Here is a 25,805-nt window from a genome sequence, read left to right as displayed (position 1 = left end):
GGAGAGAGGGGCGGTGGCCACGGTCCCGACGAGCTGCCGGAGGCACTGCCCGGCGATCTCGAGGATGTCCGCGGCGGCACGGTCGACCGCGGCTGCGCCGTCCTGCGCCACCAGGTCGACCTCGGCGGACACCCGGAGGAGCTCACCGGCGTCCACGCCGGCCGCGGACAGGCTGCGCACCGCCGCGGTTCCGGCGGTGCCGCGAAGGGCGTCGTCCACCCCGGCGGGAAGCTGACGGGTGAGTTCGGCCACAAGGTCCCCGGGCGGTCCTGCCCCCGCGCCGGTCAGCGGCGACAGCGGACTGTGCCCCGGTGCCGCCGCGTCCGGGATGAGCCGGCGGACCGGCTCGACGAGAGCCATGAGGTCGGTCATGCCGCACCCCCCGTCGGCGGCGTGCTGAAGCCTGACCTGAATCCTGTCCTGAAGGTGGTGGACGCGTCGCCCTCGGCCCGGTCCACGCGCACGGCCGTGTCACCGATCACCGTGGCGCTGGCGCGGTAGAACGCGGCGAACCCGGAAAGGACCTCCGCCTGACGCCGCCGGGCCTGCAGGAGCGCCTCCTCCAGACGCGCTGCCTGGGGCACGACGGCGGGCAGGACCGCGGGCTGCGGAGGGTCGGTGGCCGACAGCCGGTCGGCCACCTCGTCGATGCGGGACGCCACGTTGCCGAGGACGTCGGGGTCGGCGGCCAGCGCCGCCGCTGGGCTGTTCCGGGACGCGATTACGATTGCCATGGTGAGAGAGACTCGCCCGGGGGCTCGGAGGTTCCCGGGCCCGTGGGTTATTTTGGACATCATGACAGAGTCAGCAGAGCCCTCAGCGGCACCAGAGTCAGAGCCGGCCGGCCGGAACAGCGTGCCGGCGCCCATGGACGTCGTGGAGGTCGACCATCCCCTCGCCGCATCCCGCCTGACGATCATGCGGGACGCCCGCACCGACAACGTGGCCTTCCGGGGTGCACTGGCCGATCTCGGGGCGATGCTGGTCTACGAGGCGGCCCGTGACCTGGAGACCACGGAGTTCGCCGTGGAGACCCCCGTCGCGACGGCGTCGGGCCGGCGACTCGCCGATCCGCCGATCATCGTCCCGATCATCCGCGCCGGCCTGGGCATGATCGACCCCGCGCTGTCGATGATCCCGGACGCGCAGGTGGGCTTCCTGGGCATGGCCCGGGACGAGGAGACGCACGAGCCGGTGCCCTACCTGGAGGCGCTGCCGGACGACCTGTCGGGGCGCACGGTCTTCCTGGTCGACCCGATGCTGGCCACCGGCGGGTCACTGCTGCACGCGCTGCGGCTGGTGGCGGAGCGCGGCGCGACGGACGTCGTCGTGGTGTGCATGGTCGCCGCCGTGCCCGGTGTCGAGGCCGTCCGGGACTCCGGCTACCCGGTGAAGCGTCTGGTCACCGCGACGGTCGACCCGGAACTCGACGCGAACTCCTACATCGTCCCCGGACTGGGCGACGCCGGCGACCGGCTCTACGGGCCGCGCAACATCGACCTCACCGACCCCCGCTGACGCCCCCCGGGGGACCGGCTAACTGCGGTAGTTGTTCGGGTTGCGCAGGGTGATCCCCGTGGTGCCTTCGGAGATGTCACCGTCGCCGGATTCCACGGTGACCCGTACGGTGAGCGGGATCTCGCTGCCCTGGGACGGCAGGGGGCTCCGGTCCAGCCACTCGTAGTCCGAGGAGGAGGTCCCCTCGGACGACGTGCTCGAGCAGTCGGTGGTGCGGTACTGCGCGATCTCCGTCCCGTCCTCGGTGAGGTAGCTGACGACGGTGGAGCAGTCCCGCAGGGTGGTGGAGGGCTTCCAGCTCACCGAGGGGAGGGCCTTGGCGTTCTCGTGCCTGGTGTAGTCGGAGGTCATCTCGTAGCTGGTCTGGCCGGTCTTGATGATGTTCTGCCACCCGGACTCCGGCGCGGTCACGGTGACCTCGACCGAGCCGCTGCCGGAAGGTTCTGAGCCGGTGTCGGACGGCGCGGTGGACCCGGAGGTCGTCGGGGCGTCCGACGCGTCCGCGGACCGGGACGACGTCGCCCCGGCGGACGCCCCGGTTGCCGCTGTGGAGGAGTCCGCCGACTCCTGCGTGGTGAACGCGGGGTCGTCGGTTCCGGTGCCGTCCCCGGAGTCGTCACCGCAGGCGGTGAGGGCCAGGGCGGTCGTCGTGGCGAGTGCGGTAGCGGAGATCCGCAGAGCCGAGCGCATGGGTGGGTCCCTCTCGGTGTGACGTTAGAGAATCTTCAGCCGGGATTCTAGCCCACCACGGGAGGGGCACGGGGTGGGACGGGAACAATTCCCCACGGCAACTCCCCGCGCACCGGTGTCGCCCCTGACTCAGACCCTGACTCAGCCCCGTACGGTCTCCACGAGACGTCCGAGCTCCGTCACGACGTCCGCGACGTCCGTGCCGACGTCGCCGGCGACCTGCAGGTAGAACTTCGCCTTGGGTTCGGTGCCCGACGCGCGGGCGATCACGCGGCACCCGAGCCCCGTACCCCCGCTGCCGGTGGTCCAGGTGACCCGCACCCCGGACGCCGGGTCGACGCCGTCGAGGGGGTCGGCGGACACCGGCGCCCCGCCGGTGAGCACCTCCGGCGGGGACTGCGCCCAGTCGGAAACCAGTCGGGCGGCCGCGTCGGCGGAGTCGCATCTCACCGGCACCTGGGCGGTGCGGACCGGCCCGAACTCCCGGTCCAGGCTGTCGAGCTCGTCCTGCAGGGAACGGCCCTCCGCCTTGAGCTCGGCGGCCCAGGTCGCGGCGAGCAGGGCGGTGGCGAAACCGTCCTTGTCGGCCACGATCTGGGGGAAGGGGCAGGTGCCGATGGCCTCCTCGTAGGCGTAGGTCAGTTCCCCGGGGGCGTCGTCCGCGGCGCGCGCGAGGTTCTTGAACCCGGTCATCGTCTCCCGGTAGTCCCACCCGCGGGCGGCTGCGATGCGTCCCAGCAGGCTGGACGACACTACCGTCGTGGCGACGACGGACGCCGGCCCGTCGCCGTGGGAGCGAACCGCCACCGCCCGCTGGGCCAGGAGGGGGCCGGTCTCGTCGCCGCGGAGCATGCGGTAGCCCGTGGCGGTCGTCGCGTCGGGGACGCCGATCATGCAGCGGTCGGCGTCGGGGTCCAGGGCGATGAGGAGGTCGGGGCGTTCCCCGCCGTCCGCACCATGTTCACCGCCACCGTCACCGTCCTGTGCCGCGGCCGCCTGCGCCAGCAGCAGGTCGCAGGCGCCGGGCTCCTCGGGGTTCGGGAAGCCCACGGTGGGGAACTCCGGGTCGGGCCAGCGCTGGGGGACCACGGTGTCCGGACGGTGGAAACCGGCCCGGCGGAACGCCTCCTCCAGGGTGTTGCCGCCCACGCCGTGCAGTGCGGTGTAGAGGACCTTCAGGTCCCGCCGGGCCGCCAGCACCTGCCCGTCCCCGGAGGACAGTGGGGCGGCCACGGCGGAGACGTACCCGTCCACCGCGCCGAGGTCGAGGGACACGGTGGGGGAGCGAGGCACGTCCGGTGCCTCCGGCTGCCGGTCGATGAGCTCCTCGATCTCCCGGTCCGCCGGGCTGACCAGCTGTGATCCGCCGGCCAGGAAGAGCTTGTAGCCGTTGTCGTCCTTCGGGTTGTGGCTCGCGGTGATCTGCACCCCGGCATCCAGCCCGCGGTGCCTCACCACCCAGGCGAGCACCGGGGTGGGGGCGGGGTGGGCGATGAGCGTCACGTCGAACCCCGCCCCGGCGAAGGTCTCCGCCGCGGCCCGCGCCATGGCGTGGGATCCGTAGCGTGAGTCGTAGCCGACGGCCACGGACACCGGGGCGTCCCCGGTGTGCCGGGACCGCAACCAGGCGGCGACCCCGCCGGTCGCGCGGGTCACCGTCGACACGTTCATCCGGTCCGGACCCGGCCCCACCGGGGCACGGAGCCCCGCTGTCCCGAATCGCAGGTGTGCACTCATCGTCCGACCTCCGTCTCTCCGAGCCGTTCCAGCAGCTCCGTCAGCAGGGACCCCACCTCGGTGGCGGACGCCGCGCCCGCGGCCAGCACCTCCGCGTGGTCCAGGGCCTCCCCGGTGATCCCGGCGGCCAGGTTCGTCACCAGGGACAGGCCCAGGACCTCGACACCGGCCGCGCGGGCGGCGACGGTCTCGTACACCGTGGACATGCCGACCAGCCCGGCTCCGAGGGTGCGCAGCATCCGGATCTCCGCCGGGGTCTCGTACTGCGGCCCGGGCATCATCGCGTACACCGCCTCCCGCATCCCCGGACGCAGCTCGCGCATCATCGTCCGCAGGGTGGGGGAGTAGGCGTCCACCAGGTTGACGAAGTCCGCGCCGACGAGGGGTGTCCGCCCGGTCATGTTCAGGTGGTCGCTGATCAGCACCGGCTCCCCGACGGTCATGCCGTCGACGAGTCCGCCCGCGGCGTTGGTGAGGACGATGCGCCGCACACCGGCTGCCGCGGCGGTACGCACCGCGTGCACCGTGCGCCACACCGGGTGTCCCTCGTAGGCGTGCGTCCGGCCGAGCAGGACGAGGACCCGGAGCCCGTTGACCTCCAGACTGCGGACCGTCCCGCCGTGTCCGGCGGCGGTCGGGGGCAGGAAACCGGGAAGGTCGGACATGGGGAACTCCGTCACCGGCGGCGCACCGGTGCCGCCGCACAGGACGTCCGCCGCGGGCCGCCAGCCGGAGCCGAGGACGACGGCGACGTCGTGGGCGTCCCGTCCGGTCCGGCGGGCGAGCTCCGCCGCCGCCTCTGCCGCCGTCTCCGCCGCCGTCCCCGTGGCGACGGCAGCTGCGTCAGCGGTGTCAGGGCCGGCGTTCTCCGGCGGGTGCAACTCTGTCGCGGGCACTGAATCAACCATGGGACCAGCATAGGACGCGACGGCCCGCCGGGGGCCCGGTACGCCCCGCGGTAGGACGACGGGGGTGGCGTGGCTAAGATGGCCGGGAACGGCTTTCACGAGCCCCGTCCGATCACCTTCGCTAAGGAGCACCGCTTCAGTGAGCACTCTTGGTTCCGCCGACACCGTCCCGGTGGTTGACGCCGTCGCCGCCTGGACTGTCGACAACCACGACACGGTGATCGGCTGGCGACGCCACCTGCACTCCCACCCGGAACTGTCCCACCAGGAGACCGGGACCACGCAGTTCATCGTCGACAAGCTCACCGATGCGGGTCTCTCGCCGCGCCGCCTGCCCGGCACGGGCGTCACCGTCGACATCGGGGGAGGGGCGGACGTCCCTGCCATCGCCTTCCGCGCCGACATCGACGCCCTGCCGCTGACCGAGGTCACCGGACTGGACTACGCCTCCCGCACCCCCGGTGTGATGCACGCCTGCGGGCACGACATCCACACCACCGTGGTGCTGGGCCTGGCCTGTGCCCTGGCGGAGTACGACCGGGAACACGGTCTGGAGCAGCAGGTCCGGTGTATCTTCCAGCCCGCCGAGGAGGTCCTGGACGGCGGAGCGACCGACGTCATCCGGGCCGGCGCCCTGGACGGGGTCAGCCACATCTTCGCCGTGCACGCCGAACCGAAGCTGCGGGCGGGGCAGATCGGTGTGCGCACCGGTGCGATCACCTCGGCCACGGACGTCGTCGAGATCGTGGTGCGCGGTCCCGGCGGGCACACCAGCCGTCCGCACCTCACCGCCGACGTGATCTACGCCGTCGGCCTGCTGATCACGCAGCTGCCGGGGCTGCTGTCGCGCCGGGTCGACCCGCGTACCGGCACCGTCCTGACCTTCGGTGCCGTCAGTGGCGGGTCCGCCTTCAACGCCGTCCCGCAGGAGGCGACCCTGCTGGGGACGCTGCGGACCGGCAGCCCCACCGTCTGGCGGGACCTGGACGCCCTGTTCCCGCAGCTCGTCGAGCAGATCCTGGCGCCCACGGGAGCCACCGCGGAGATCCGCTACACCAAGGGGGTCCCCCCGGTGACCAACGACGACGCCTGCACCGCGATCATGGCGCAGGCGGTGAAGGACGTCGACCCGCACGCCCTGCAGGAGGCACCGCAGTCCTCCGGCGGGGAGGACTTCAGCTGGTACCTCGAGCACGTGCCCGGGGCGATGGCGCGGCTGGGCGCCTGGACCGGCTCCGGTGAGAAGCCTGACCTGCACCAGCCGAACATCGTCCTCGACGAGGCCTGCCTGCCCGTGGGCATCCGGCTGTTCGCCGGTGTCGTCGACCAGTTCGCCCGGCTGGGCCGGCCCGGTCACCCCGGGTGGCTCACGTTCAGCGACCAGCTGTCCGACCAGTTGTCCGACTAGCTGTCGCCGCCGTCCTTCTTCCCCCCACGGGGGCCGAACCGGCCCACCGCCCCCTTCATCGCGCGTTGGGCGAGGTCCACAGCCTCGCCGGTCATCTCGGTGGTGCGCAGTTTACGACGCGCCTTCTGCTCCTCCAGGGCGAGCTGCTGGGCGTGCTGCTGCTCCTCCAGCGCCAGCCGGTGCTCCCGGCGCAGACGGCGCACCCGGGCCCGTTCCAGCGCCTCCGGGCTGGGGGTGTGCCACGACTCGGGGCCGATCTTCAGCACGTACAGGAGCACCGCCACCGCCGGGATGAGCAGCAGGAGGAGTGCGGAGGTGTCGTTGCCCAGGGCGACCGCGCCGCCGAAGGCCCCCAGGGTGGTCAACGCCATGATCCCGGCCCGCGGCCGGGCGCCGCGCCGGTGCTGCTCGGCCAGTTCGGAGGCGGAGTATACGGAGACGTCCGTGCCCGGTGAGACGGGCTGTCCGTGGGGGCCCGGCTGGTTCGGCAGTGTCGGCAGGTCATGGAAGAGGGCGTCGAGCTCCCGGCGGGTCAGTGCCGCGGCGGCGTCCCGGCACCGGTCGTCGTACTCTGTGAGGGTGATCCGGCCGTCGGCGAAGTGGACGGCGAGGACCGACAGCGCGGCTTCGCGGTCGGCGTCGCCGATACGGACGGCGGGGTCGCGGGGGTCGCGGGGAGCACGGGACATGGGCGCCATTGTAGTGCAGGGCCCCTACGCCCAGCCGAGGGTCCGTTCGACGGCCTTGTTCCACAGGGCGTAGGCCTCGTCCCGCTCGGCGGCGGCGACGTCCGGGGTGTAGGAGCGTTCCTCCTGCCAGAGCCGCCGGATCTCCGCGACGTCCTCGAAGAAGCCGGTGGCCAGCCCTGCGGCGTAGGCTGCGCCCAGCGCCGTGGTCTCGGTGACCTTCGGCACCGTGACCGGCACGCCCAGCTGGTCGGACTGGAACTGCATCAGCAGGGAGTTCACGACCATGCCGCCGTCGGCCCGCAGGTGGGTCAGCGGTACGCCGGAGTCCGCGTTCATCGCGTCGACGACCTCGCGTGTCTGGAAGGCGGTCGACTCCAGGGCGGCGCGGGCGATGTGCGCTCGGGTGACGTAACGGGTCAGCCCGGCGATGACCCCCCGGGCGTCCGGGGCCCACCGTGGGGCGAGCAGTCCGGAGAACGCCGGGACGACCACGCAGCCGCCGTTGTCGTCGACGCTGCGCGCCAGTCCCTCGACCTCGGAGGAGGACGAGATGAGGCCGAGGTTGTCGCGCAGCCACTGGATCAGCGACCCGGTCACCGCGACGGAGCCCTCCAGGGCGAACACCGTCGGCTGGTTGCCGAGCCGGTAGGCCACCGTGCTCAGCAGCCCGTGGGAGGACGTCTCCAGGGTGGTGCCGGTGTTCATCAGCAGGAAGTTCCCGGTGCCGTAGGTGCACTTCGCCTCGCCCGGCTCGGTGCAGGCCTGGCCGAAGGTGGCGGCCTGCTGGTCGCCGAGGATCCCGGCGATGGCGACATTGTTCACCGGGCCGGACCGCTGCACCCGTCCGAACTGTTCGGAGGAGCTGACGATCTCGGGCAGCAGCGACATCGGCACGCCCATCGCCTCACAGAGCTCCGGGTCCCACTTCTGGGTCCGCAGGTCCATCAGCATCGTGCGTGAGGCGTTGGTGACGTCGGTGATGTGCCGGACACGGTGACGCCGGTTGGCGGGGCTGCGCCGGGAGCGGCGGGTGAGTTCCCAGACGATCCAGGTGTCCATCGTCCCGAAGGCGAGTTCGCCCCGTTCGGCGCGCTCACGGACACCCTCGACGTTGTCGAGGATCCAGCGGATCTTCGGCCCCGCGAAGTAGGTCGACACCGGCAGTCCGGTGCGCTCACGGAAGAGGTCGCCGTGGTCGGCGTCCAGCCGGGAGCAGAAGTCACCGGTGCGGTTGTCCTGCCAGACGATGGCGTTGTACACCGGCTCGCCGGTCGCCCGGTCCCAGATGACCGTGGTCTCACGCTGGTTGGTGATGCCGAGACCGGCGAGGTCCTCGGTGCCGATGTCCGCCCGCGCGACGGCGTCGGCGATGACCCGTCGGGCGTTGAGCCGGATCTCCTCCGGGTCGTGCTCGACCCAGCCGGGACGGGGGAAGATCTGCCGGTGCTCCAGCTGGCTGACGGAATGCACCGCCCCGGTCTCGTCGAAGACGATGGCGCGGGTGGACGTGGTGCCCTGGTCCAACGAGAGGACGTACCCCCGGCCCTGCCCGCCCGACTTCCCCTGACGTCCGGAGCGGAAGAAGTTGCTGAGCCGGTCGACCATCAGAGGATCTTCAGCAGCGGCTGGGACTTGGTGACGCCGTCTCCGGCGGACACGGCGAGACCGGTGACGGTTCCGGACTTGTGGGCCTTCACCGCGTTCTCCATCTTCATCGCCTCGATGACCAGCAGCTGGTCACCCTCGGAGACCTCGGCCCCCTCCTCGACGAGGACGGTGACAACGGTGCCCTGCATCGGGGCGACGGAGGTGTCGCCGGAGACCTTGACCTCCCGGCGTCCGGAGCTCTTGCGGGCACGACGGCGGGTTCCGCCGGTGCCGACGAGGTCACCCGGCACGGCGACCTCGACGCGGCGCCCGTCGACCTCGACGGTGAGACGGCGCGGCGGGACGGTGTCGGCGGCCCCGTCGGCGTCCCCGTCGGTGGCCCCGGCCAGCCGGTTGTCCCACTCCTCCTCGATCCACCGGGTGTAGACGTCCAGGGAGTCGCCCGTGAACGCCGGGTCGTCCAGGACGGCGCGGTGGAAGGGGATGACGGTGGGAAGGCCCTCGACGACGTACTCGTCCAGGGCGCGACGGGCACGGCTCAGAGCCTGGTCGCGGTCCTCCCCGGTGACGATGAGCTTCGAGAGCATGGAGTCGAACTGACCGCCGACGACCGTGCCCTGCTCAGCCCCGGAATCCACCCGAACACCGGGGCCCGACGGCTCGCGGTAGGCGGTCAGGGTGCCGGGGGAGGGCATGAAGTTCGCCGCGGCGTCCTCACCGTTGATCCGGAACTCGATGGAGTGCCCCCGCAGCACGGGGTCGCTGGTCCGGGACAGTTCGCGGCCCTCGGCGATCCGGAACTGCTCGCGGACCAGGTCCCAGCCCGCGACCTCCTCGGTGACGGGGTGCTCGACCTGCAGCCGGGTGTTGACCTCCAGGAAGGAGATCAGTCCGTCCGACCCGACGAGGAACTCCACCGTCCCGGCGCCCCGGTACCCCGCGGCGCGCAGGATGTCCTTGGCGGAGGACCGCAGGCGCTCGTCCTGCTCCGCGGTGAGGAACGGTGCGGGGGCCTCCTCGACGAGCTTCTGGAAACGGCGCTGCAGTGAGCAGTCACGGGTGGACGCCACGACGTAGTTGCCGTGGGCGTCGGCCAGCACCTGGCACTCCACGTGCCGGGCGCGGTCGAGGTAGCGCTCCACGAAGCACTCGCCGCGCCCGAAGGCCTTCTCCGCCTCGCGGGTGGCGGACTCGAAGAGCTCCGGGATCTCCTCGACGGTGTGGGCGACCTTCATCCCGCGCCCGCCACCGCCGAACGCGGCCTTGATGGCGACGGGCAGACCGTGCTCGCCGGCGAAGGCGATGATCTCGTCGGCGTCGGCGACCGGTTCCCGGGTGCCGGGCACCATCGGGGCGTCGACCTTCTCGGCGTACTGGCGGGCGGTGACCTTGTCGCCGAGTTCCGCGATCGCGTCGGGGGACGGGCCGATCCAGGTCAGCCCGGCGTCGATGACGGCGGCGGCGAAGTCGGCACGCTCGGAGAGGAATCCGTAACCGGGGTGGACGGCGTCCGCGCCGGAGCGCACCGCGGCGTCGACGACCTTACCGATGTCCAGGTAGGAGTCGGCGGGGGTCGAGCCGCCGAGTGCGAAGGCCTCGTCGGCCATCCGCACGAACGGGGCGTCGGCGTCCGGCTCCGCGTACACGGCGACGGAGGCGATGCCCTCGTCCCGGGCAGCCCGGATCACCCGGACGGCGATCTCGCCACGGTTGGCGATCAGCACCTTCGACAACTTCCGGGTCTCTACCGGCACGTCCACTCCTCACAACAACGGGTCACACACACTTGACTCACACAAGACTCTACGACGTTACTACGTCAACCAGCGTCGGTCACAGACGGAATGTTTCAGCCACCGGTCGCGATGGGCATGCGCACCATGTTGCCCCACTCCACCCAGGAGCCGTCGTAGGCACGGACGTCCTCCCAGCCCAGCAGGTGGTGCAGGACGAACCACAGGTGGGCGGCGCGTTCACCGGCGTGGCAGTAGGGCACCGTCGCGCCGGCGGGGTCCAGCCCGGAGAACACCTCGTCGAGCTCCCCGCGGGTGCGGAAACGGTGGTTGGGGTGCAGTGTCGCCCGCTGCGGGACGTTCACGGCACCGGGGATGTGGCCGGCACGGCACACCGGGATCTGGCGGACGGCGGCCGTGTAGTCGGACGGCTCGTCCTCCGCAGGGCCGCCGGACCCCTGACGGTGGACCCCGATGAAGTCCTCCGGGTCGCGCAGGTCGATCAGCTGCAGTTCGTCGTGCCGGGAGCGGACCTCGTCGACGAAGATCCGGTGGGAGGTGTCGTCCCGTTCGACCACGGGGTAGCCGGAGGTCGGCGCCGGCGGTGCGTCGTAGGAGGTCTCGCGTTCGTCCTGCATCCACGCCTCGCGGCCGCCGTCGAGCAGGCGCACGTCCGGGTGTCCGAAGAGCTCGAAGACCCAGAGCGTGTAGCTCGCCCACAGGTTCGAGTCGTCACCGTAGAGCACCACCGTGTCGTCCCTGGTGATTCCCTTGGAGTCCATGAGACGGGCGAAGGCCTCACCGTCGAGGAAGTCACGTGTGACCGGGTCGCCGAGGTCCTCGTGCAGGTCGATGCGGATGGCGGTCGGCAGGTGGCCGATGTTGTAGAGGATGGGGTCGGAGTCCGACTCCACCACCTTCAACCCGGGGCCACCCAGTTTCGCACCGAGCCAGGAGCTCGTCACGAGCTTGCCCGGGTGGGCGTACTGCCGAAGATTCGGGCTGGGGTCCAGTTCGATTCCCACGGGTGAGGGCACCGCCTTTCTTGTTCGTCACCAGAAGTCTAGCGTCCGGCGGCCCGTGAATCGCGATCGTCGCTCGAACAGTCGGGAATTCGCACGGCAGAGGAGCGGGGGAGGGGCCGTCCGTGCACCGGGTGGACAGGGGTGAGCCCCCAGGTCGCCTTCCGGGGTGCGGACACCTGGGGGCGTCTCACGCCCCGGGACGCTACCGGTTCCAGAAGTCCGAGACGTCCAGCCCGAATCCGGCGAAGGTCCGGCGCAGCAGCGGCAGGGACAACCCGATCACGCTGGACGGGTCCCCGTCGATCCGGTCGATGAACCAGCCGCCGAGTGCCTCGAGGGTGAAGGCCCCGGCGCACTGGAGCGGCTCACCGGTGGCGGCGTAGGCCTCGATGTCGCGGTCGGACGCCTCGGCGAAGTGCACGTCCGTCTCGCTGGCGCCGGTCACGGTCTCCCCGCGGCAGGTCACGGCGTGCCCGGTGACCAGTGTCGCCGTCGAGCCCCGTTGACGGCGCCAGCGTTCGACGGTGCGCTCGGCGGTGAGTGGTTTGCCCTGCAGTTCCCCGTCGAGCAGCAGCATCGAGTCGGCGGCGACGACGACGGTGCGGGGGCCGTCGACCTGTTCACCGAACTGGGCCAGGACGGCCCGCGACTTCGTCTGCGCCAGATGGCAGACGACCTGGGCCGGCGTGGGTGAGGGCACCCGGGAGCGCAGTTCGGCCGCGGCGGCGTCCTCGTCCACACCGGGCACGAGGACGGTCGGCTCCACCCCCGCCGAGCGCAGGACGGACAGCCGCGACGGCGACGAGGAGGCCAGGACGAGACGGGCGCGGGGGAGCTCAGCCACGGAAACCTGTGGGGTTGAAGTTCCCGGGGTTGCGGGCCGGGCCCGTCAGCCGCTCCGCCGGGGTGCCCCACCGGCCGCGGCTGGTGCTCCGGGCCCTGACCCGGGCCACCTCGCGGGGGTCGGTGCCGGCCGAGGCGGCGGTCGCACCGGCGGCCTCGGCGACGACGGTGGCGAGGGCCCGGCCGATGGCCTCGGTCTCGACCGCGTCGGGCCGGCCCTTGAGGACCGTGAAGGGGACGGGGGGTGTCTGGGGGGAGGTCTGTGAGGGCGTTGAGGTCGTTGAGGTCATTGGGGCTCCTTCCTCCTACAGCGGCAGGTTGCCGTGCTTGCGGGCGGGGGAGTCGATGACCTTGCGCTCCAGCAGGCCGAGACCGTCGATCACCTGGGCGCGGGTACGGGACGGCGGGATCACCGCGTCGACGTAGCCGCGTTCGGCGGCGGCGTAGGGGTTGACCAGGCTCTTCTCGACCTCGTCGGTGAGCTCCACGGTCAGCGCGGCGACGTCCTTCCGGCGACGCTCGGCCTTGGCCAGCGTCTCGGCGTGGACGGCGGCGACGGTGTTCTCCGCGTCGGCGTTGGAGATCCGGGCGCTCGGCCAGGCGAAGACCAGGTCCGCGCCGATGTTCTTCGACCCCAGGGCGATGTAGGACGTCCCGTAGGCCTTCCGGGTCACCACGGTCACGATGCCCACGCTCGCCTCGGCGACGGCGTACAGCAGTGAGGCGGATCGACGCAGCAGGCCGCCGCGTTCCTCGTCACCGCCGGGCAGGAAACCGGGGGAGTCGACGACGAAGACGACGGGGAGGTTGAAGGCGTCGCAGGTGCGGATGAACCGGGCGGCCTTCTCGGCGGCGGCGGAGTCCAGCGCACCGGCGAGCACCGTCGGCTGGTTGGCGACGACACCCACGCCCCGTCCTCCGATGCGGGCGAGACCGGTGAGGATGTTGCCGGCGTAGTCGGGCTGCAGCTCCACGAAGGAGTCCGGGTCGACGATGCCGGCGAGCACGTCGGTGACGTCGTAGCCGGCGAGAGGGGAGTCGGGGATGACGGAGTCCAGGGCGGCACTCGCCGTGTCGTCGTTCCCCGCACCCTCGTCGAGGGCGGCCGGCACGGTCGAGCGGTTGTTGGAGGGGAGATGGCCGAGCAGGCCACGCACGAACTCCATGGCCGCGCGGTCGTCCGGCGCGGTGTGGTGCGAGGTACCGGTGACCGCGGCGTGGGTCGCCGCAGAGCCAAGGTCGTCGGCGGTGACGTCCTCCCCGACGACGCGCCGGGTGATCTCCGGGTCGGTGAGGTAGAGCGAGGACGTTCCGTCCACCATGACGACGACGTCGGCGAGCACCGGCTGGTGCGCCTCGGTGCCGGCAGTCGGCCCGGCGATCACCGAGATCTGCGGGACCACCCCGGACAACTGCGTACGCAGACGGTAGAGGCGTGCGGCCATGCCCAGCGACACCACCCCCTCCTTCACCCGGGCACCGGTGGAGTCGTGCACACCCACCAGGGGCACACCGGAACGCAGCGCGAGCTCCATGACCTTCACGAGCTTCTCGGCGTGGACCTCGCCCACGGTGCCGTCGAAGACGGTGCCGTCCTGGGAGAAGATGCAGACCTGCCGGCCGTCGACGGTGCCGTAGCCGGTGACCACACCGTCGGACACGGGACGGCTCCGGTCCATGCCGTAGGCGTTGGCGCGGTGGCGCGCCAACGCGTCGATCTCGACGAACGATCCTTCGTCGAGGAGGTGCTCGACCCGTTCGCGGGCGGTGAGGCGGCCGACCGCGTGGACGGCGGCGACGGCCTCCTCGCCGACCGGGGCCGACGTCTCCTCGAGACGGATGCGGAGATCCTCGAGTTTCCCTGCTGTGGTAGACGTGTCGACCTGGCGGGGGGCGGGGGTGGGTGAAGTCATGGCCTACAGTCTAGGAGGAAACGGTCCCGGAGTCGCCACAGAGGTCGCCCCAGCGCGTGTGGGCGTTATCCTTGTGCCCATGACAGACTCCCGAGCCCCGATCGACGCGTCCCGCCTCGCCGCCCTCATCCTGGACAGGATGCGGGACGGTTCCGCCGCGGGGCCGGTCTCCGTCGTCGGGACGACGGGGTCGACCAACGCCGACCTGGCCGACGCCTTCCGCGCCGACCCGGGCACCGCCGACCGGACGGTGCTCCTGGCGGAGGAGCAGGTCACGGCCCGTGGCAGGCTGGGGCGCCGGTGGTCCGCACCGGCGGGCGCCCAGGTGATCATGAGTGTGCTGCTGCGCCCCTCGCCGGACGAGGTGCCGGCGGAGCGACTCGGACAGCTGCCCCTGCTCGTCGGCGTGGCCGTGGCGGAGGCAGCCAGGGAGGCAGGGGTGGACGCGCGGCTGAAGTGGCCCAACGACGTGATCGTGGTCGACGGCGACGGCGACGGCGACGGCACTGACGGCACTGGCGGCGGGGCGTCGGGCCCGTACGGCTACCGCAAGCTCGCCGGCATCCTCGTCGAGGCGGTCAGCCTGGACCCGCCGGCGGTCGTGGTCGGTGTCGGGCTGAACGCGTCGATCACGGCGGAGGAGTTCGCCGACGCCGGTGTGGAGGCGGGCACCTCCCTGGCCGTGGAGGGGGCACGCATGGAGACCGTGCAGGACCGGGAGTCGCTCGCCGCCGCCGAACTGTCGTGGATCCTCGCCGTCGACGGTGCCTGGCGGCGCGGTGGCGAGGCGGTGGAGCGTCTGCACCGGCGCTACCGTGAGCTCTCGGCGACCCTCGGCACCCGCGTGCGCGCCGAGCTCCCCGGCGGGGACGAGATCACCGGCACCGCCGTCGACCTCGACGGGCAGGGCGGGCTGGTCATCGCCACCGCCGACGGGGGGCGGCGCACTGTCACCGCGGGAGACGTGGTGCACCTGCGTCCGGCGCCCGCCACCGGGCCGGGGAAGTAGGGGGGGTGAACCGCACCGTGCCGAAGATCACCTTCGCCCCGGACGAGGAGGTCCTCGCCGAACTGAGCCCCTCGCGCCGCAGCACCCTGTTCCCGGTGCTGGAGCTCGTCGTCATCACCGGACTCGTCTGGCTCGCGGTCGGAATGCTCGACTCCTACCTCGCCGAACTGGCCACCACCTGGGTGGGTTATGTGCCGGGCAACATCGGCGACGTCCCCGCGCTGGTCGGGGACTCCGACTCGACCGCCGCCACCGCGGCTCTGTGGGCGCGCCGGGCGGTCCTGCTGGCGTGGGCGTGGCTGAGCTGGCGCCGGTGCCTGCGCCATCTGCTGTTCCGCACCCGTAGCCGGATGATCCTCACCGACTCCCGTCTGATCACCGCCACCGGCCACATGCGCAGCCGCATCGGGGAGGTGCCGCTGTCACAGATCGTGGACGTGGGCGTCCACAAGTCGGAGGTCCGGGTGTTCCTGCGCGGCGGCGGCCGGCCGCTGGTGCTGCGTGACGTGCCCTACGCCCGGCGCTTCGCCCGCCTGCTGCATTCCCGCATCCCGGTGCGTCTCCCGCGGCCGCTATACTGAACCACCGTGACTGACGCGCAGAAGACACCTGACCGATCGCATTCCCGTCCGGAGGCGCACTCCCCGGACATGCCGCTGGTCACCGTCATCGGTGACGGGCAGCTGGCCCGGATGATGCAGCAGGCGGGCATCGAGCTCGGACTCACCGTGCGGCTGCTCGCCGGGTCGACCGCCGCCTCGGCGGCGCAGGCCACCGCGGACGTGTGGCTGGGCGCCTACACCGACGAAGGTGTGGTCCGTGGTGTCGCAGCGGGTGCGGACGCGGTGACCTTCGACCACGAGCACGTGCCCAACGAGTACCTCGAGGCGCTCATCGCCGAGGGGGTCAACGTGCAGCCCCAGCCGTCCGCGCTGATCAACGCGCAGGACAAGCTGGTGATGCGTCAGCGGATGCGGGAGACCGGCGCCCCGGTGCCGCCGTTCCTCGCCGTGGAGTCCGTGGACGACGCCACCGGGTTCTGGGACGCCACCGACGGCGCCGTGTGCCTCAAGGCCCGTCGGGGCGGGTACGACGGCAAGGGGGTGTGGTTCCCCGACACGCGGGATGACCTCGCCACGCTGGTCACCGGTCTGCTCGCCGAGGGTGTGCCGTTGATGGCGGAGAAGAAGGTCCACCTGGTCCGGGAACTGTCGGCCATGGTGGCACGTACGCCGTCGGGGGAGGTCGCCTCCTGGCCGGTCGTGGAGTCCGTGCAGGCGGACGGGATCTGCTACCTCGCGGTGTCGCCGGCGCCGGTGGAGTCGGAGGGGCAGCGCCGGGTCGTGGAACAGGCGCATGCGCTGGCCCGCCGGGTGGCCGGTGACCTCGGTGTCACGGGTGTCCTGGCCGTGGAGCTCTTCGAGACGGTGGATGCGGCCGGGCAGCCGGAGATCATCGTCAACGAGCTGGCCATGCGCCCGCACAACACCGGTCACTGGACCCAGGACGGCTGCGTGACCAGCCAGTTCGAGCAGCATCTGCGGGCGGTGCTGGACCGGCCCCTGGGGTCGACGGAGCCGTTGACCGCCACCACGGTGATGGCGAACGTCCTCGGTGACGACAGCGCCGACCCGGAGATGCCGATGGCGCAGCGGATGGACGAGGTGTGGCGTCGGTTCCCCGGTGCGAAGATCCACCTGTACGGCAAGGACTGGCGCCCGCGCCGCAAGATCGGGCACGTGAACATGTCGTTGCCGCTGGGGGTGGGGGCGACCCCGGAGGTGGTCGACGCACTGCGGCGGGACGCCCGGCTGGCGTCCGACTTCCTGGTGACGGCGCGCTGGACGGACGCCTGAGCCTGGCCGGCGGGTAGACTGACCGGCGTGACTACCGAGAACAGCGCAGAGAACGCCACGGGGCGCACGCCCCTCGTCGGCATCGTGATGGGGTCCGACTCCGACTGGCCCACCGTGGAACCCGCGGCACAGGTCCTGGCGGAGTTCGGTATCCCGATGGAGATCGGTGTGGTGTCGGCGCACCGCACCCCCGAGCGGATGCTGGACTACGCCCGCAACGCCCACTCCACCGGGGTGAAGGTGATCATCGCCTGCGCCGGTGGCGCCGCACACCTGCCGGGCATGGTCGCCGCGGCGACGCCGCTGCCGGTCATCGGCATCCCCCGCGCGCTGAAGAACCTGGACGGGCTGGACTCGCTGCTGTCGATCGTTCAGATGCCGGCCGGTGTCCCCACCGCGACGGTGTCGATCGACGGTGCGAAGAACGCCGGGCTGCTCGCCGTGCGGATGCTCGGCGTGGCAGACCCCCGGCTCCTCGAGGGCATGGTCGCCTACCAGGAGCGTATGCGCGACGAGGTCCTGGAGAAGGACAGTCGCCTGAAGCAGCGACTGATGGGCGAATAGGGCCCGGGGAGGAGCCTGAGGATGTCGGCGATCCTGCTCGTCACCCTGCTCGTGACGGCCGCGGCCGGGGCCACCGCCTGGACGGTGAAGTCGCGGTCGCGGTGGCAGGGCAACGGGTTGATGACCCTGCTGGTCGCCGAGCTCCTGTGGGCGTGGCTCATCGTCGCCGCCCACGGCGGTGGCTTCCCTCTGCCTGTGTGGCTGGCCTGGGGCTTCGCCCACCTGGTCGTGGCGGGTGTGGGCTGGGTCGTCGCCCGGTGGATGGGTGACGCCCTCCCCGGGGTCGACGGGCGCGGCTGGTTCCACCTGAGCACCGTCGTCGCCGCGGCGGTGATGCTGTCACTGGGGCTGGGCAGCACGGTCCTCGCCCTGTGCGCCTGGGACGCGTGGCGGAACTGGGGCGCGGGGGTGAACGACGCCGTCATCGTCCTCCCCGGGCGGGGGGGGGCGGGGGTGATCCTGTGGATCCTGGCTGTGGTGTCGATGGTCCTCTTCCTGCTGCAGGTGCGGCGTGGGCGGCACCGCCCGGCCCCGCGCGACGCCGACGCTGTCGTCGTCCTGGGTGCGGGGTTGGCCGCCGACAGGGTCAGTGCTCTGCTCGCCTGCCGCTGTGACCGGGGTGCGGCCGCGTGGCGGAGCCTGGTGCAGGCTGCCCCGGGGGCGTCCGTCCCGCTCATCGTCTCCGGGGGGAGGGGTGACGACGAACCGGTCACCGAGGCCGAGGCCATGCACCACTACTTCGCTGGCCGCGGGTTTCCGCGCGGTGTCGTCCTGGAGGAGAGGGAGGCCACCGACACCACGGAGAACCTGCACTTCAGCCTGGACCTGCTGGCCGGACAGGGGGTGGAGGACCCGTTCGTCGTGGTGTGCACCTCGGACTTCCACGTGATGCGCACCGAACGTATCGTCGCGATCCTCCGGGAGGAGCGGGGCGCCGACGGGAGGCCTTTCGACGCGGTGGTGCTGGGGGCGCCGACACCGAAGCCGTCTCTCCCGGCGGCGTACCTGCGGGAGTACGTGGCGTTGATGATCCACCGGGTCCTGGGGCGGGCCTGAGGGGACCCGGTCGGGGGCTCAGTCGTACGCGCGCCAGCGCCGCCACACGGCCCAGGTCGCGAGGAGGAGGGCCGCCAGGAGGAGGGACGGCCACACTGCCGGGTCGTCCTGCAGGACGTTCCACACCGCCTGCACCAGTGCCAGGACAGTGAAGAAGGACAGGAAACCGAGGACCGCCTCGAGCACGGTGCGTCGGCGGCGGTACTCGGAGTGGTCCGGGGCCTGCCCGGTCACTTCACGCCCCCGGCGGTCAGGCCGGAGACGATGCGACGCTGGAACACGAGCACCATGACGACCAGCGGTACGGTGACCAGGGCGCCGGCCGCCATCGTCGCGGCGTAGGGGAACTGGAAGGCGCTCGCACCGGTGAACCGGGCGATGGCCACGGTCACCGGCTCGGTCGAGGTGGTGGAGAGCTGCTTGGCCAGCATGAACTCGTTCCACGTGGCGATGAACGCGAGGATCGCCGTGGTGAACAGGGCGGGTGCGGCCAGCGGGAGGATCACCTTCCGGAACGCCAGTCCGCGGGAGGCGCCGTCGACGCGGGCTGCCTCCTCGAGCTTCCACGGCAGTTCCCGGAAGAAGGAGGTCAGCGTGTAGACCGTGAGCGGCAGGACGAAGGAGATGTTCGGGATGATCAGTGCTTGGTAGGTGCCGATCCACCCGATGTTGCCGAACAGTTGGAACAGCGGGGTGACCAGCGCGATGCCGGGGAACATCGAGGCGGCGAGGATGATCCCGGTGACGAACCCCTTGCCCCGGAAATCCACCCGGGCCAGGGCGTAGGCGGTGAACACCCCCACCACCAGGGCGATGACGGTGGTGGACACGCCGATGATCAGACTGTTGCCGATGGCGCGCAGGAAGTTGTTCCCGGCGTCGGTGGCGAGGGCGTCGCGGAAGTTCTCCAGGGTGAGGTGGCTGGGCACCGGGTTGGTGGAGAAGGTGTGGTCCTTGTCGCGGAACGCGGTGACGACCATCCAGTAGAACGGTGCGAGTGCCCAGACCAGGATGAGGATCACGGGGAGGTAGTTGCGCACGACCTTCATCATCGGGTGGCCTCCGGGGTAGGTTCAGGGGTCTGGTCTGTGGTCGGGTCGCCGGGGCCGGTCCTCCTGCCCCGGAACCGCAGGCCACGTCTCGTCCGCGGCATGTTCTGCGTGCCGGCGACGTCGGCGCCGAGGAACTTCACCATCACGAAGGCGACGGCGAAGATCAGCAGGAAGATCAGGGTCGACGCGGCGGAGGCGGAGTTGAAGTTGCCGGACTTCGTGTCCGCGATCACCAGCTGGCTGATCACGGCGGTGGGGGAGTTCGTCGACTCGCTGATCATGATGACCGGAAGGTCGTACATGCGTAGCGCGTCCAGCGTGCGGAAAAGCACGGCGACCATCAGCGCGGGCCGGATCAGCGGCAGGGTGATCCGGGTGAACTGCTGCCACCGTGACGCGCCGTCCACGCGTGCGGCCTCGTAGACGCCGCCGGGGACCATCTGCAGACCGGCGAGGATCAGCAGCGCCATGAACGGTGCGGTCTTCCACACGTCGGCGATGATCACCGCGAAGCGGGCCGCCCACGGGTCGGTCGTCCACGCGATGTCGAGGCCGAGCAGGGAGTTGACGATGCCGTCGCGGGCGAAGATGAACTGCCACAGCTTCGCCGTCACCGCGGTCGGGATGGCCCACGGGATGAGGACCGCGGCGCGTAGCAGGCTGCGGCCCCAGAAGGTCTTCGACATGGTGAGCGCCATCCACAGGCCCAGCACGGTCTCGAGGGCGACGGTGACGACCACGAAGAAGAGGGTGATCCACAGGGCGGGCCAGAAGTCGGTCGCCAGGTTGCCGGGCGCACAGGTCGTCGCTTCGCCGGTGGGGGAGAGGCAGCGCTGGGTCAGCCAGTACAGGTAGTGGTCGAGACCGGCGAACCCGCCGTCGACGAACATGCCGGTGCCGGGGTCCAGGTGCCGGTCGGCCTGGAAGGAGAGGTACACCGCGCGCAGGATCGGGTAGCCGATGACCACGGCGAGGAGGGCGAGGCTGGGGCCGACGAACCACAGGGCGCGCAGGTCACGCTTCTTCTGGGAGGGGGCGGTAGTCACAGGGTGAACCTTATCGGTAACACAGGACGCCCGGTGTGCCGTCGACGGGCGACGGCAGCCGGGCGTGACTGTCTGGGTGGAGTCGGGTCTAGCTGGTCACGTTCTTGATCGCGGACTCCATGTCCCGGGTCGCGTCCTCGACGCTCTTGCCGCCGGTGATGGCGGCGTAGGCGTTGTCCTGGACGGCCTTGGACAGCTCGTCGTAGCTCGGCGACGCCGAACGCGGCTTCGCGTTCTCCAGCGACTCCTTCAGCGCGGGCAGGTAGGGGAACTCGTCGATCAGCGACTCGTCGTCGTAGATGGAGGCCAGCACCGGCGGGAAGGACTCCTCGGCGAAGGAACGCTGGTTCTCCTCGCTGACGATGAACTCCATGAAGTCCAGGGCCGTGGCCTTGTGCTCGGAGTTGATGTTGATGGCGTTGTTGTAGCCGCCGAGGGTGGAGACGCCGACCCCGTCCTTGCCGACGAGCGGCTGGACCTCGACCTTGCCGGCGACCGGTGAGCCTTCGGCCTCGGCCTCGCCGTACATGTACGGCCAGTTGACGGCCAGGGCGTTCTGGCCCTGGGTGAAGCTCAGGTTCGTCTCCTCCTCGGTGGCGCCGGTGGAGGACCGGGAGACGGTGCCGTCCTTGTAGGCGTCGACCAGTGCCTGGAGGCCCTCACGGGACTCCTCCGAGGTCACGGTGACGTCACCGTTGTCGTCGAGGATGCCGCCGCCCCAGCCGTCCATGAAGTTGCCGGTGTTGATCGCCAGGCCCTCGTACTGCTTGAGCTGTGTGATGAGGCAGTCCTTGTTGTCCGCGGTGACCTCCTCGCAGGAGGAGACGACGTCCTCCCACTTCTCCGGGGCCTCCGGCACCATGTCGGTGTTGCGGTACAGCAGCTGGGCGTTGGTGTTCTGCGGCAGGCCGTAGAGGGTGTCGTTGTAGGTCGCGGACTCCACGGTGGCGTCCAGCAGGCCGTCGGTGCTGACCTCGAGGTCGTCCTGCAGGGGTGCGATCCACCCGTTGGCCGCGAACTGGGCGGTCCAGACCACGTCCATCGCCATGACGTCGATGTCGGAGGAACCGGCCTGCAGGGACTGCACGAGCGTGTCGCGCTGGGCGTCCGCCTCGCCGGCGAGTTCCTGGAGGGTGACCTCCTCGTCCGGGTTCTCCTCGTTCCACCGGTCGATCACCGGGCGGAGCTTGTCGGTGTCGTTCTTGCCCATGGCGAAGGTGATGGGGCCGCGGCCGTCGGTGCCGCCGGCGCCACCCCCGTCGCCCCCGTCGTCGGAGGAGCAGGACACCAGCGCGGCACTGAGCCCGACGGCCGAGACTCCTGCCAGGATCTTCTTTGAGAGGTTGGCCATGGCCCGAACCTTTCTGCGTAGGTACGGCTCCGCAGGAACACTGCCGACGGAACTCAACATTGAAACGTCACCCCCACCGAGCGGACGAGTTTCCGCCGCCCCGTGGGTTCTTCGGTCGAGTGTAGTATCCGCACCCCGGATCCGGGGGAGATCGGGGGTGTCAGTTCACCCGCTGACCGGACACCGCATCGAAGAAATGCACCCGGGCGGTGTCGGTGAGGGTGAAGGAGACGCTCCCCCCGAGGTCGGGCAGGTCCTGGGCCGCCGCCAGAGACTTCGCGGTGACCCGGCCGGCCGCGGTGTCGGCGTGGATGTTCGAGTCCGCACCGAGCTCCTCGACCAGGGTGACGGTGCCGGGAAGGCCCGTACCGGTGGTGTCGGCCACCAGATGCTCCGGACGCACCCCCACCAGCAGTGCGCCCCCGGCACCCTCCGGACGCCGGACACCGAGCCCACCGAGGACATCCGCGCCGGCCGGGAGTTCCAGCAGGTTCATCGCCGGAGAACCGATGAAGCCGGCGACGAAGGCGTTGACCGGTTCGTTGTAGAGCTTCTGCGGGGTGTCGACCTGCTGCAGCTCCCCGTCGCGCAGCACCGCGACGCGGTCACCCATCGTCATCGCCTCGACCTGGTCGTGGGTGACGTACACCGTGGTGACACCGAGGTCGTGCTGCAGTTTCACGATCTGTGCGCGGGTCTGCACCCGCAGCTTCGCGTCGAGGTTGGACAGGGGCTCGTCCATGAGGAACACCTGCGGCTCGCGGACGATCGCCCGGCCCATCGCCACGCGCTGCCGCTGACCACCGGAGAGGTCCTTGGGCTTGCGGTCGAGGTACTCGCCGAGGTCGAGCAACTCGGCGGCGCGCTGCACCCGGTCGGCGATCTCGGCCTTGGGACGCTTGGCGATCGACAGCGCGAACCCCATGTTCTCCCGCACGGACATGTGCGGGTACAGCGCGTAGTCCTGGAAGACCATGGCGATGTCCCGGTCACCGGGCTCGACGCCGGTCACGTCGCGGCCGCCGATGGTGATCGTCCCCGCGCTCGTGGGCTCGAGTCCCGCCAGGGAGCGCAGGATGGTCGACTTGCCGCAGCCGGAGGGGCCGACCAGGACGAGGAACTCGCCGTCACCGATACTGAGGTTGAGGTCCGGGACGGTGGGGGACTCCGCACCCGGGTAACGGATGTCCACATGCGAGAATTCGACGTCTGCCATGGTGGGGAATCATACCGCAGGTCGATCCGTCGCAGGTGGAGACTGCCGTAGGATCTGTGGCTGTGACGGAACAACCAGCATCACCGGACGTGGGGCCGCAGTCGCGTGCGCCGCAGGCACAACCGGGCGCCTTCTGGCGTGACCGGGGACTCTGGCTGCAGCTGGTGATCCAGTCGGCGGTGTTCTTCCTCTTCGGCGCCATGGACGCGGGGAACGCGTTCTCCTTCGGGCCGGAGGTGCCAGCCTGGATCCTGGTCACCGGGTACGCCCTCGTCTTCGTGGGGCTGCTGGTCCAACGCTGGCGGGCGGAGACCGGGCTCACCGTCGTCGCGGTGGGGCTGGTGGTCTCGGCCGGGAGTCTGGCGGGCATCTACATCCTGGCCTACCTCGTCGTCTGTTACGAGGCGTGGTTCATCTCCGCGTTCGTCCGGCGGCGGCGCGGGCTGTGGCTGGCGTTGCTGACAGGGGGGTCGATCGTCGCGGTGGTGCTGGTCACCGTGATGTCGGGCTCCGGGCATGCGTGGGGTGCGTCCGCCGCGGACATCGACCCGGACGGCGTCCCCTACACTCCGCCGTTGGCCCAGGTCATCACGATGGGCGCGTTGCTCGGGATGCTCGCCGTCATCTCGATCGGACTGTTCTGGCAGCTCGGGATGACCACGCGGCGACAGTACGAGCGGATGGAGTCACTCGCCGCGCGGGTGGAACTCGCCGCCGTCGCGGAGCGGACCAGGATCGCCCGGGAGATGCACGACATCGTCGCCCACTCCCTGACCGCGGTGATCGCCCAGGCGGACGGCGGCCGCTACGCCGGACGCCAGGACCCGGCGAAGGCCATCGAGGCGCTCGACACGATCAGCGCGACCGGGCGGGACGCGCTTGCCCAGATGCGCCAGCTGCTCAGTGTGCTGCGCAGTGACCCCGGCAACGGCGGTGCCTCCGACGCGACCCGGGACACCGCCGCGCCCCCCGGGGTGTCCGGTGTGCCGGCGCTGGTGGAGGACGCCCGCCGGTCCGGCCTGTCGGTCGACCTCGAGGTCCTCGGCACCGCCGCACCGGTGGACGTGGCGGTGGGGCTGACGGTGTACCGCACGGTGCAGGAGTGCCTGACCAACATCCTCAAGCACGCCGGTCCCACCCGGGCCCGGGTGGTGCTGGACTGGAACGTCCCCGGGAAGCTGCGGATCACCGTGGACAACGCCCCCGGCGACGGGCTCATCGACGCCGGCGACTCCGACGACGGGCGGGGGCAGGGGCTGGTCGGCCTGCGTGAGCGGGCCCGGATCCACGGCGGTACGGCAGAATGGGGGGCGTCGGAGATGTACGTGGGCGGATGGCGCGTCGACGTCGTGCTCAGCGTATGAGGACCCGTGCGACAGGCACGGCAGACATGAACAGGGAGAACACCGCGACCATGAACGAGACACGCCCCTCAACGCCCGCCGCGGCCCCCATCACCGTCGGGTTGGCGGATGACCAGCAGCTGGTCCGTGCCGGTTTCGGCATGGTGCTGGACTCGCAGCCGGACATCACCGTGGTCTGGCAGGCTGTGGACGGTGCGGAGGCGGTGCGGTACGCCACGGAGCAGCCGGTCGACATGATCCTCATGGACGTGCAGATGCCGGAGCTCGACGGTATCGCGGCCACGAGGACGATCGTGGAGTCCGGTGTCCGCGGACCGTCGGGGGATCCGACCAGGGTGGTCGTGCTGACCACGTTCGACAACGACGAGTACGTGATGGGCTCGATCACCGCCGGTGCGAGCGGTTTCCTGTTGAAGGACGCCGACCCCGAGGAACTCATCGACGCCGTACGGACGGTGGGTGAGGCGGAGGCCGTGATCTCCCCGAAGGCGACAGCCCGGCTGCTGCGTCAGGTCAGGGGAGGTAACGGAGGTAACAGCGGTGACGGCGGTGCGGCTGCCGCGTCGGCGGGGCAGGGCCCAGGGACAGGCCCAGAGACAGGCCCAGAGACAGGCCCAGATGCCGGCGCCGACTCCGTCGACACCGCCGCTGCGGCGGCCGCGCTGGATCTCCCGGACCCGCTGACGCCCCGGGAGCTGGAGATCCTGGTGCTCGTCGCACGCGGCTACTCCAACCCGGAGATCGCCCGGCGGCTGTTCGTCTCCCTTCCCACGGTGAAGACACACGTCGGACGGATCCTGGCGAAGACGGATTCCCGGGACCGGGTCCACGCCGTCCTGTTCGCCTTCAGCAACGGCCTGGTCGATCCGGTGCGCGTGCTGGACGAGTGACCCGGTGCCGGTGTCATACCGTGGTATGACACCGGGAACCCCGTGGGTCCCGGGCAGATCGTCCTGCGGCACGATGTGCCGCCGGGGTGGCGTGACGCACACTGGGATCCATGATCACGGTAGAAGGTTTGTCGAAGAGGTACGGACGGCATGACGCCGTCAAGGACCTGTCGTTCACGGTGCCGGATGCGGCGGTGACGGGTTTCCTGGGGCCGAACGGGTCGGGTAAGTCCACCACCATGCGGTGTGTGCTGGGGTTGGACCGTCCCACGGCGGGGCGGGCGTTGTTCGACGGGCAGGAGTTCGCCGCGGTCGCCGACAAGCCGGCG

General features: G+C 71.0%; 26 protein-coding genes and 1 pseudogene. 10 read left to right on the top strand and 17 right to left on the bottom strand.

Features of this window, described 5'->3' with window-relative positions:
* Positions 1–372, bottom strand: a pseudogene (locus Q0A34_RS10890) (NlpC/P60 family protein); the annotation flags it as partial.
* Positions 369–734, bottom strand: a complete 366-nt coding sequence (locus Q0A34_RS10885) for a hypothetical protein (protein ID WP_291480010.1) — start codon at positions 732–734, stop codon at positions 369–371. The pseudogene Q0A34_RS10890 and the gene Q0A34_RS10885, both read right to left, overlap by 4 nt.
* Before the next feature lie 133 nt (positions 735–867).
* On the opposite strand from Q0A34_RS10885, the gene upp reads away from it, so the two are divergent.
* Positions 868–1,518 carry a uracil phosphoribosyltransferase gene (gene upp / locus Q0A34_RS10880; protein WP_291480015.1) on the top strand — a complete coding sequence of 217 codons (651 nt, stop codon included), beginning with the start codon at positions 868–870 and terminating at the stop codon, positions 1,516–1,518.
* A gap of 18 nt (positions 1,519–1,536) precedes the next feature.
* On the opposite strand, the gene Q0A34_RS10875 is transcribed toward upp, so the two are convergent.
* The 3 genes from Q0A34_RS10875 to Q0A34_RS10865 all read right to left on the bottom strand — a co-directional run bounded on the left by Q0A34_RS10875 (position 1,537) and on the right by Q0A34_RS10865 (position 4,853).
* Positions 1,537–2,208 carry a hypothetical protein gene (locus Q0A34_RS10875; RefSeq protein WP_291480009.1) on the bottom strand — a complete coding sequence of 224 codons (672 nt, stop codon included), beginning with the start codon at positions 2,206–2,208 and terminating at the stop codon, positions 1,537–1,539.
* A 141-nt stretch (positions 2,209–2,349) separates the two neighbouring features.
* Complete coding sequence (locus Q0A34_RS10870) at positions 2,350–3,945, bottom strand: phospho-sugar mutase (RefSeq protein WP_291480008.1); 1,596 nt, start codon at positions 3,943–3,945, stop codon at positions 2,350–2,352.
* A complete protein-coding gene (locus Q0A34_RS10865) occupies positions 3,942–4,853 on the bottom strand; it encodes a purine-nucleoside phosphorylase (RefSeq protein ID WP_291480007.1) in 912 nt (303 codons plus the stop codon). The genes Q0A34_RS10870 and Q0A34_RS10865 overlap by 4 nt, the downstream gene beginning before the upstream one ends.
* 172 nt (positions 4,854–5,025) lie before the next feature.
* Here Q0A34_RS10865 and Q0A34_RS10860 point away from each other — a divergent pair, with 172 nt between their 5' ends.
* On the top strand, positions 5,026–6,261 hold the full coding sequence (locus tag Q0A34_RS10860) for an amidohydrolase (RefSeq protein ID WP_291480014.1): 1,236 nt from the start codon (positions 5,026–5,028) through the stop codon (positions 6,259–6,261).
* On the opposite strand, the gene Q0A34_RS10855 is transcribed toward Q0A34_RS10860, so the two are convergent.
* The 7 genes from Q0A34_RS10855 to Q0A34_RS10825 form a co-directional block, all read right to left on the bottom strand.
* Entirely contained in the window at positions 6,258–6,950 is a 693-nt protein-coding gene (locus Q0A34_RS10855; protein ID WP_291480006.1) for a DUF1707 domain-containing protein, read from the bottom strand. The two genes, Q0A34_RS10860 and Q0A34_RS10855, sit on opposite strands and share 4 nt — an antisense overlap.
* Before the next feature lie 24 nt (positions 6,951–6,974).
* Positions 6,975–8,555 carry a glycerol kinase GlpK gene (glpK, locus tag Q0A34_RS10850; protein ID WP_291480005.1) on the bottom strand — a complete coding sequence of 527 codons (1,581 nt, stop codon included), beginning with the start codon at positions 8,553–8,555 and terminating at the stop codon, positions 6,975–6,977.
* Positions 8,555–10,312 carry a biotin carboxylase N-terminal domain-containing protein gene (locus tag Q0A34_RS10845; protein ID WP_291480004.1) on the bottom strand — a complete coding sequence of 586 codons (1,758 nt, stop codon included), beginning with the start codon at positions 10,310–10,312 and terminating at the stop codon, positions 8,555–8,557. The genes glpK and Q0A34_RS10845 overlap by 1 nt, the downstream gene beginning before the upstream one ends.
* Positions 10,313–10,407: 95 nt before the next feature.
* Entirely contained in the window at positions 10,408–11,316 is a 909-nt protein-coding gene (locus Q0A34_RS10840; protein WP_291480003.1) for a sulfurtransferase, read from the bottom strand.
* Positions 11,317–11,518: 202 nt separating this feature from the next.
* On the bottom strand, positions 11,519–12,160 hold the full coding sequence (locus Q0A34_RS10835; protein ID WP_291480002.1) for a nucleoside triphosphate pyrophosphatase: 642 nt from the start codon (positions 12,158–12,160) through the stop codon (positions 11,519–11,521).
* Positions 12,153–12,449: a hypothetical protein gene (locus tag Q0A34_RS10830; protein ID WP_291480001.1), complete on the bottom strand. Its 297-nt coding sequence runs from the start codon at positions 12,447–12,449 to the stop codon at positions 12,153–12,155. The genes Q0A34_RS10835 and Q0A34_RS10830 overlap by 8 nt, the downstream gene beginning before the upstream one ends.
* 15 nt (positions 12,450–12,464) lie before the next feature.
* Positions 12,465–14,072, bottom strand: coding sequence for an acyl-CoA carboxylase subunit beta (locus tag Q0A34_RS10825; protein ID WP_291480000.1), 1,608 nt, complete (start codon positions 14,070–14,072; stop codon positions 12,465–12,467).
* A 79-nt stretch (positions 14,073–14,151) separates the two neighbouring features.
* Here Q0A34_RS10825 and Q0A34_RS10820 point away from each other — a divergent pair, with 79 nt between their 5' ends.
* The 5 genes from Q0A34_RS10820 to Q0A34_RS10800 all read left to right on the top strand — a co-directional run bounded on the left by Q0A34_RS10820 (position 14,152) and on the right by Q0A34_RS10800 (position 18,557).
* Positions 14,152–15,081, top strand: a complete 930-nt coding sequence (locus Q0A34_RS10820; protein WP_291479999.1) for a biotin--[acetyl-CoA-carboxylase] ligase — start codon at positions 14,152–14,154, stop codon at positions 15,079–15,081.
* A gap of 5 nt (positions 15,082–15,086) precedes the next feature.
* Positions 15,087–15,662 (top strand): PH domain-containing protein, encoded by a 576-nt coding sequence (locus Q0A34_RS10815; protein WP_291479998.1) that lies wholly within the window; start codon positions 15,087–15,089, stop codon positions 15,660–15,662.
* A 6-nt stretch (positions 15,663–15,668) separates the two neighbouring features.
* On the top strand, positions 15,669–16,937 hold the full coding sequence (locus tag Q0A34_RS10810; protein WP_291479997.1) for a 5-(carboxyamino)imidazole ribonucleotide synthase: 1,269 nt from the start codon (positions 15,669–15,671) through the stop codon (positions 16,935–16,937).
* Between the two features lie 87 nt (positions 16,938–17,024).
* Positions 17,025–17,501 (top strand): 5-(carboxyamino)imidazole ribonucleotide mutase, encoded by a 477-nt coding sequence (purE, locus tag Q0A34_RS10805; protein WP_291480013.1) that lies wholly within the window; start codon positions 17,025–17,027, stop codon positions 17,499–17,501.
* Positions 17,502–17,522: 21 nt separating this feature from the next.
* Positions 17,523–18,557: a YdcF family protein gene (locus Q0A34_RS10800; RefSeq protein WP_291479996.1), complete on the top strand. Its 1,035-nt coding sequence runs from the start codon at positions 17,523–17,525 to the stop codon at positions 18,555–18,557.
* A gap of 18 nt (positions 18,558–18,575) precedes the next feature.
* Here Q0A34_RS10800 and Q0A34_RS10795 read toward each other — a convergent pair whose 3' ends face one another.
* The 5 genes from Q0A34_RS10795 to ugpC all read right to left on the bottom strand — a co-directional run bounded on the left by Q0A34_RS10795 (position 18,576) and on the right by ugpC (position 23,222).
* Positions 18,576–18,791, bottom strand: a complete 216-nt coding sequence (locus Q0A34_RS10795) for a hypothetical protein (protein ID WP_291479995.1) — start codon at positions 18,789–18,791, stop codon at positions 18,576–18,578.
* A complete protein-coding gene (locus Q0A34_RS10790; RefSeq protein WP_291480012.1) occupies positions 18,788–19,606 on the bottom strand; it encodes a carbohydrate ABC transporter permease in 819 nt (272 codons plus the stop codon). Before Q0A34_RS10790 ends, Q0A34_RS10795 begins: the two co-directional genes overlap by 4 nt.
* Positions 19,606–20,655: a sugar ABC transporter permease gene (locus Q0A34_RS10785; protein WP_291479994.1), complete on the bottom strand. Its 1,050-nt coding sequence runs from the start codon at positions 20,653–20,655 to the stop codon at positions 19,606–19,608. Before Q0A34_RS10785 ends, Q0A34_RS10790 begins: the two co-directional genes overlap by 1 nt.
* 88 nt (positions 20,656–20,743) lie before the next feature.
* A complete protein-coding gene (locus Q0A34_RS10780) occupies positions 20,744–22,006 on the bottom strand; it encodes an ABC transporter substrate-binding protein (protein WP_291479993.1) in 1,263 nt (420 codons plus the stop codon).
* Between the two features lie 160 nt (positions 22,007–22,166).
* On the bottom strand, positions 22,167–23,222 hold the full coding sequence (ugpC, locus tag Q0A34_RS10775; protein WP_291479992.1) for a sn-glycerol-3-phosphate ABC transporter ATP-binding protein UgpC: 1,056 nt from the start codon (positions 23,220–23,222) through the stop codon (positions 22,167–22,169).
* A gap of 62 nt (positions 23,223–23,284) precedes the next feature.
* Here ugpC and Q0A34_RS10770 point away from each other — a divergent pair, with 62 nt between their 5' ends.
* From Q0A34_RS10770 to Q0A34_RS10760, 3 genes are all read left to right on the top strand, one after another.
* Positions 23,285–24,586: a histidine kinase gene (locus Q0A34_RS10770; RefSeq protein ID WP_291479991.1), complete on the top strand. Its 1,302-nt coding sequence runs from the start codon at positions 23,285–23,287 to the stop codon at positions 24,584–24,586.
* Between the two features lie 50 nt (positions 24,587–24,636).
* The gene (locus Q0A34_RS10765) at positions 24,637–25,476 is read left to right on the top strand and encodes a response regulator transcription factor (RefSeq protein ID WP_291479990.1); all 840 of its coding nucleotides are present in this window, start codon (positions 24,637–24,639) and stop codon (positions 25,474–25,476) included.
* Positions 25,477–25,577: 101 nt separating this feature from the next.
* On the top strand, positions 25,578–25,805 hold a 228-nt coding region (locus Q0A34_RS10760), incomplete at its 3' end, for an ATP-binding cassette domain-containing protein (protein ID WP_291480011.1).

This window comes from Corynebacterium sp., assembly GCF_022712195.1.
GTDB lineage: Bacteria > Actinomycetota > Actinomycetes > Mycobacteriales > Mycobacteriaceae > Corynebacterium.
The sequence above is the reverse complement of the archived record's forward strand: the minus strand, read 5'-3'. Positions and strand labels throughout refer to the sequence as shown.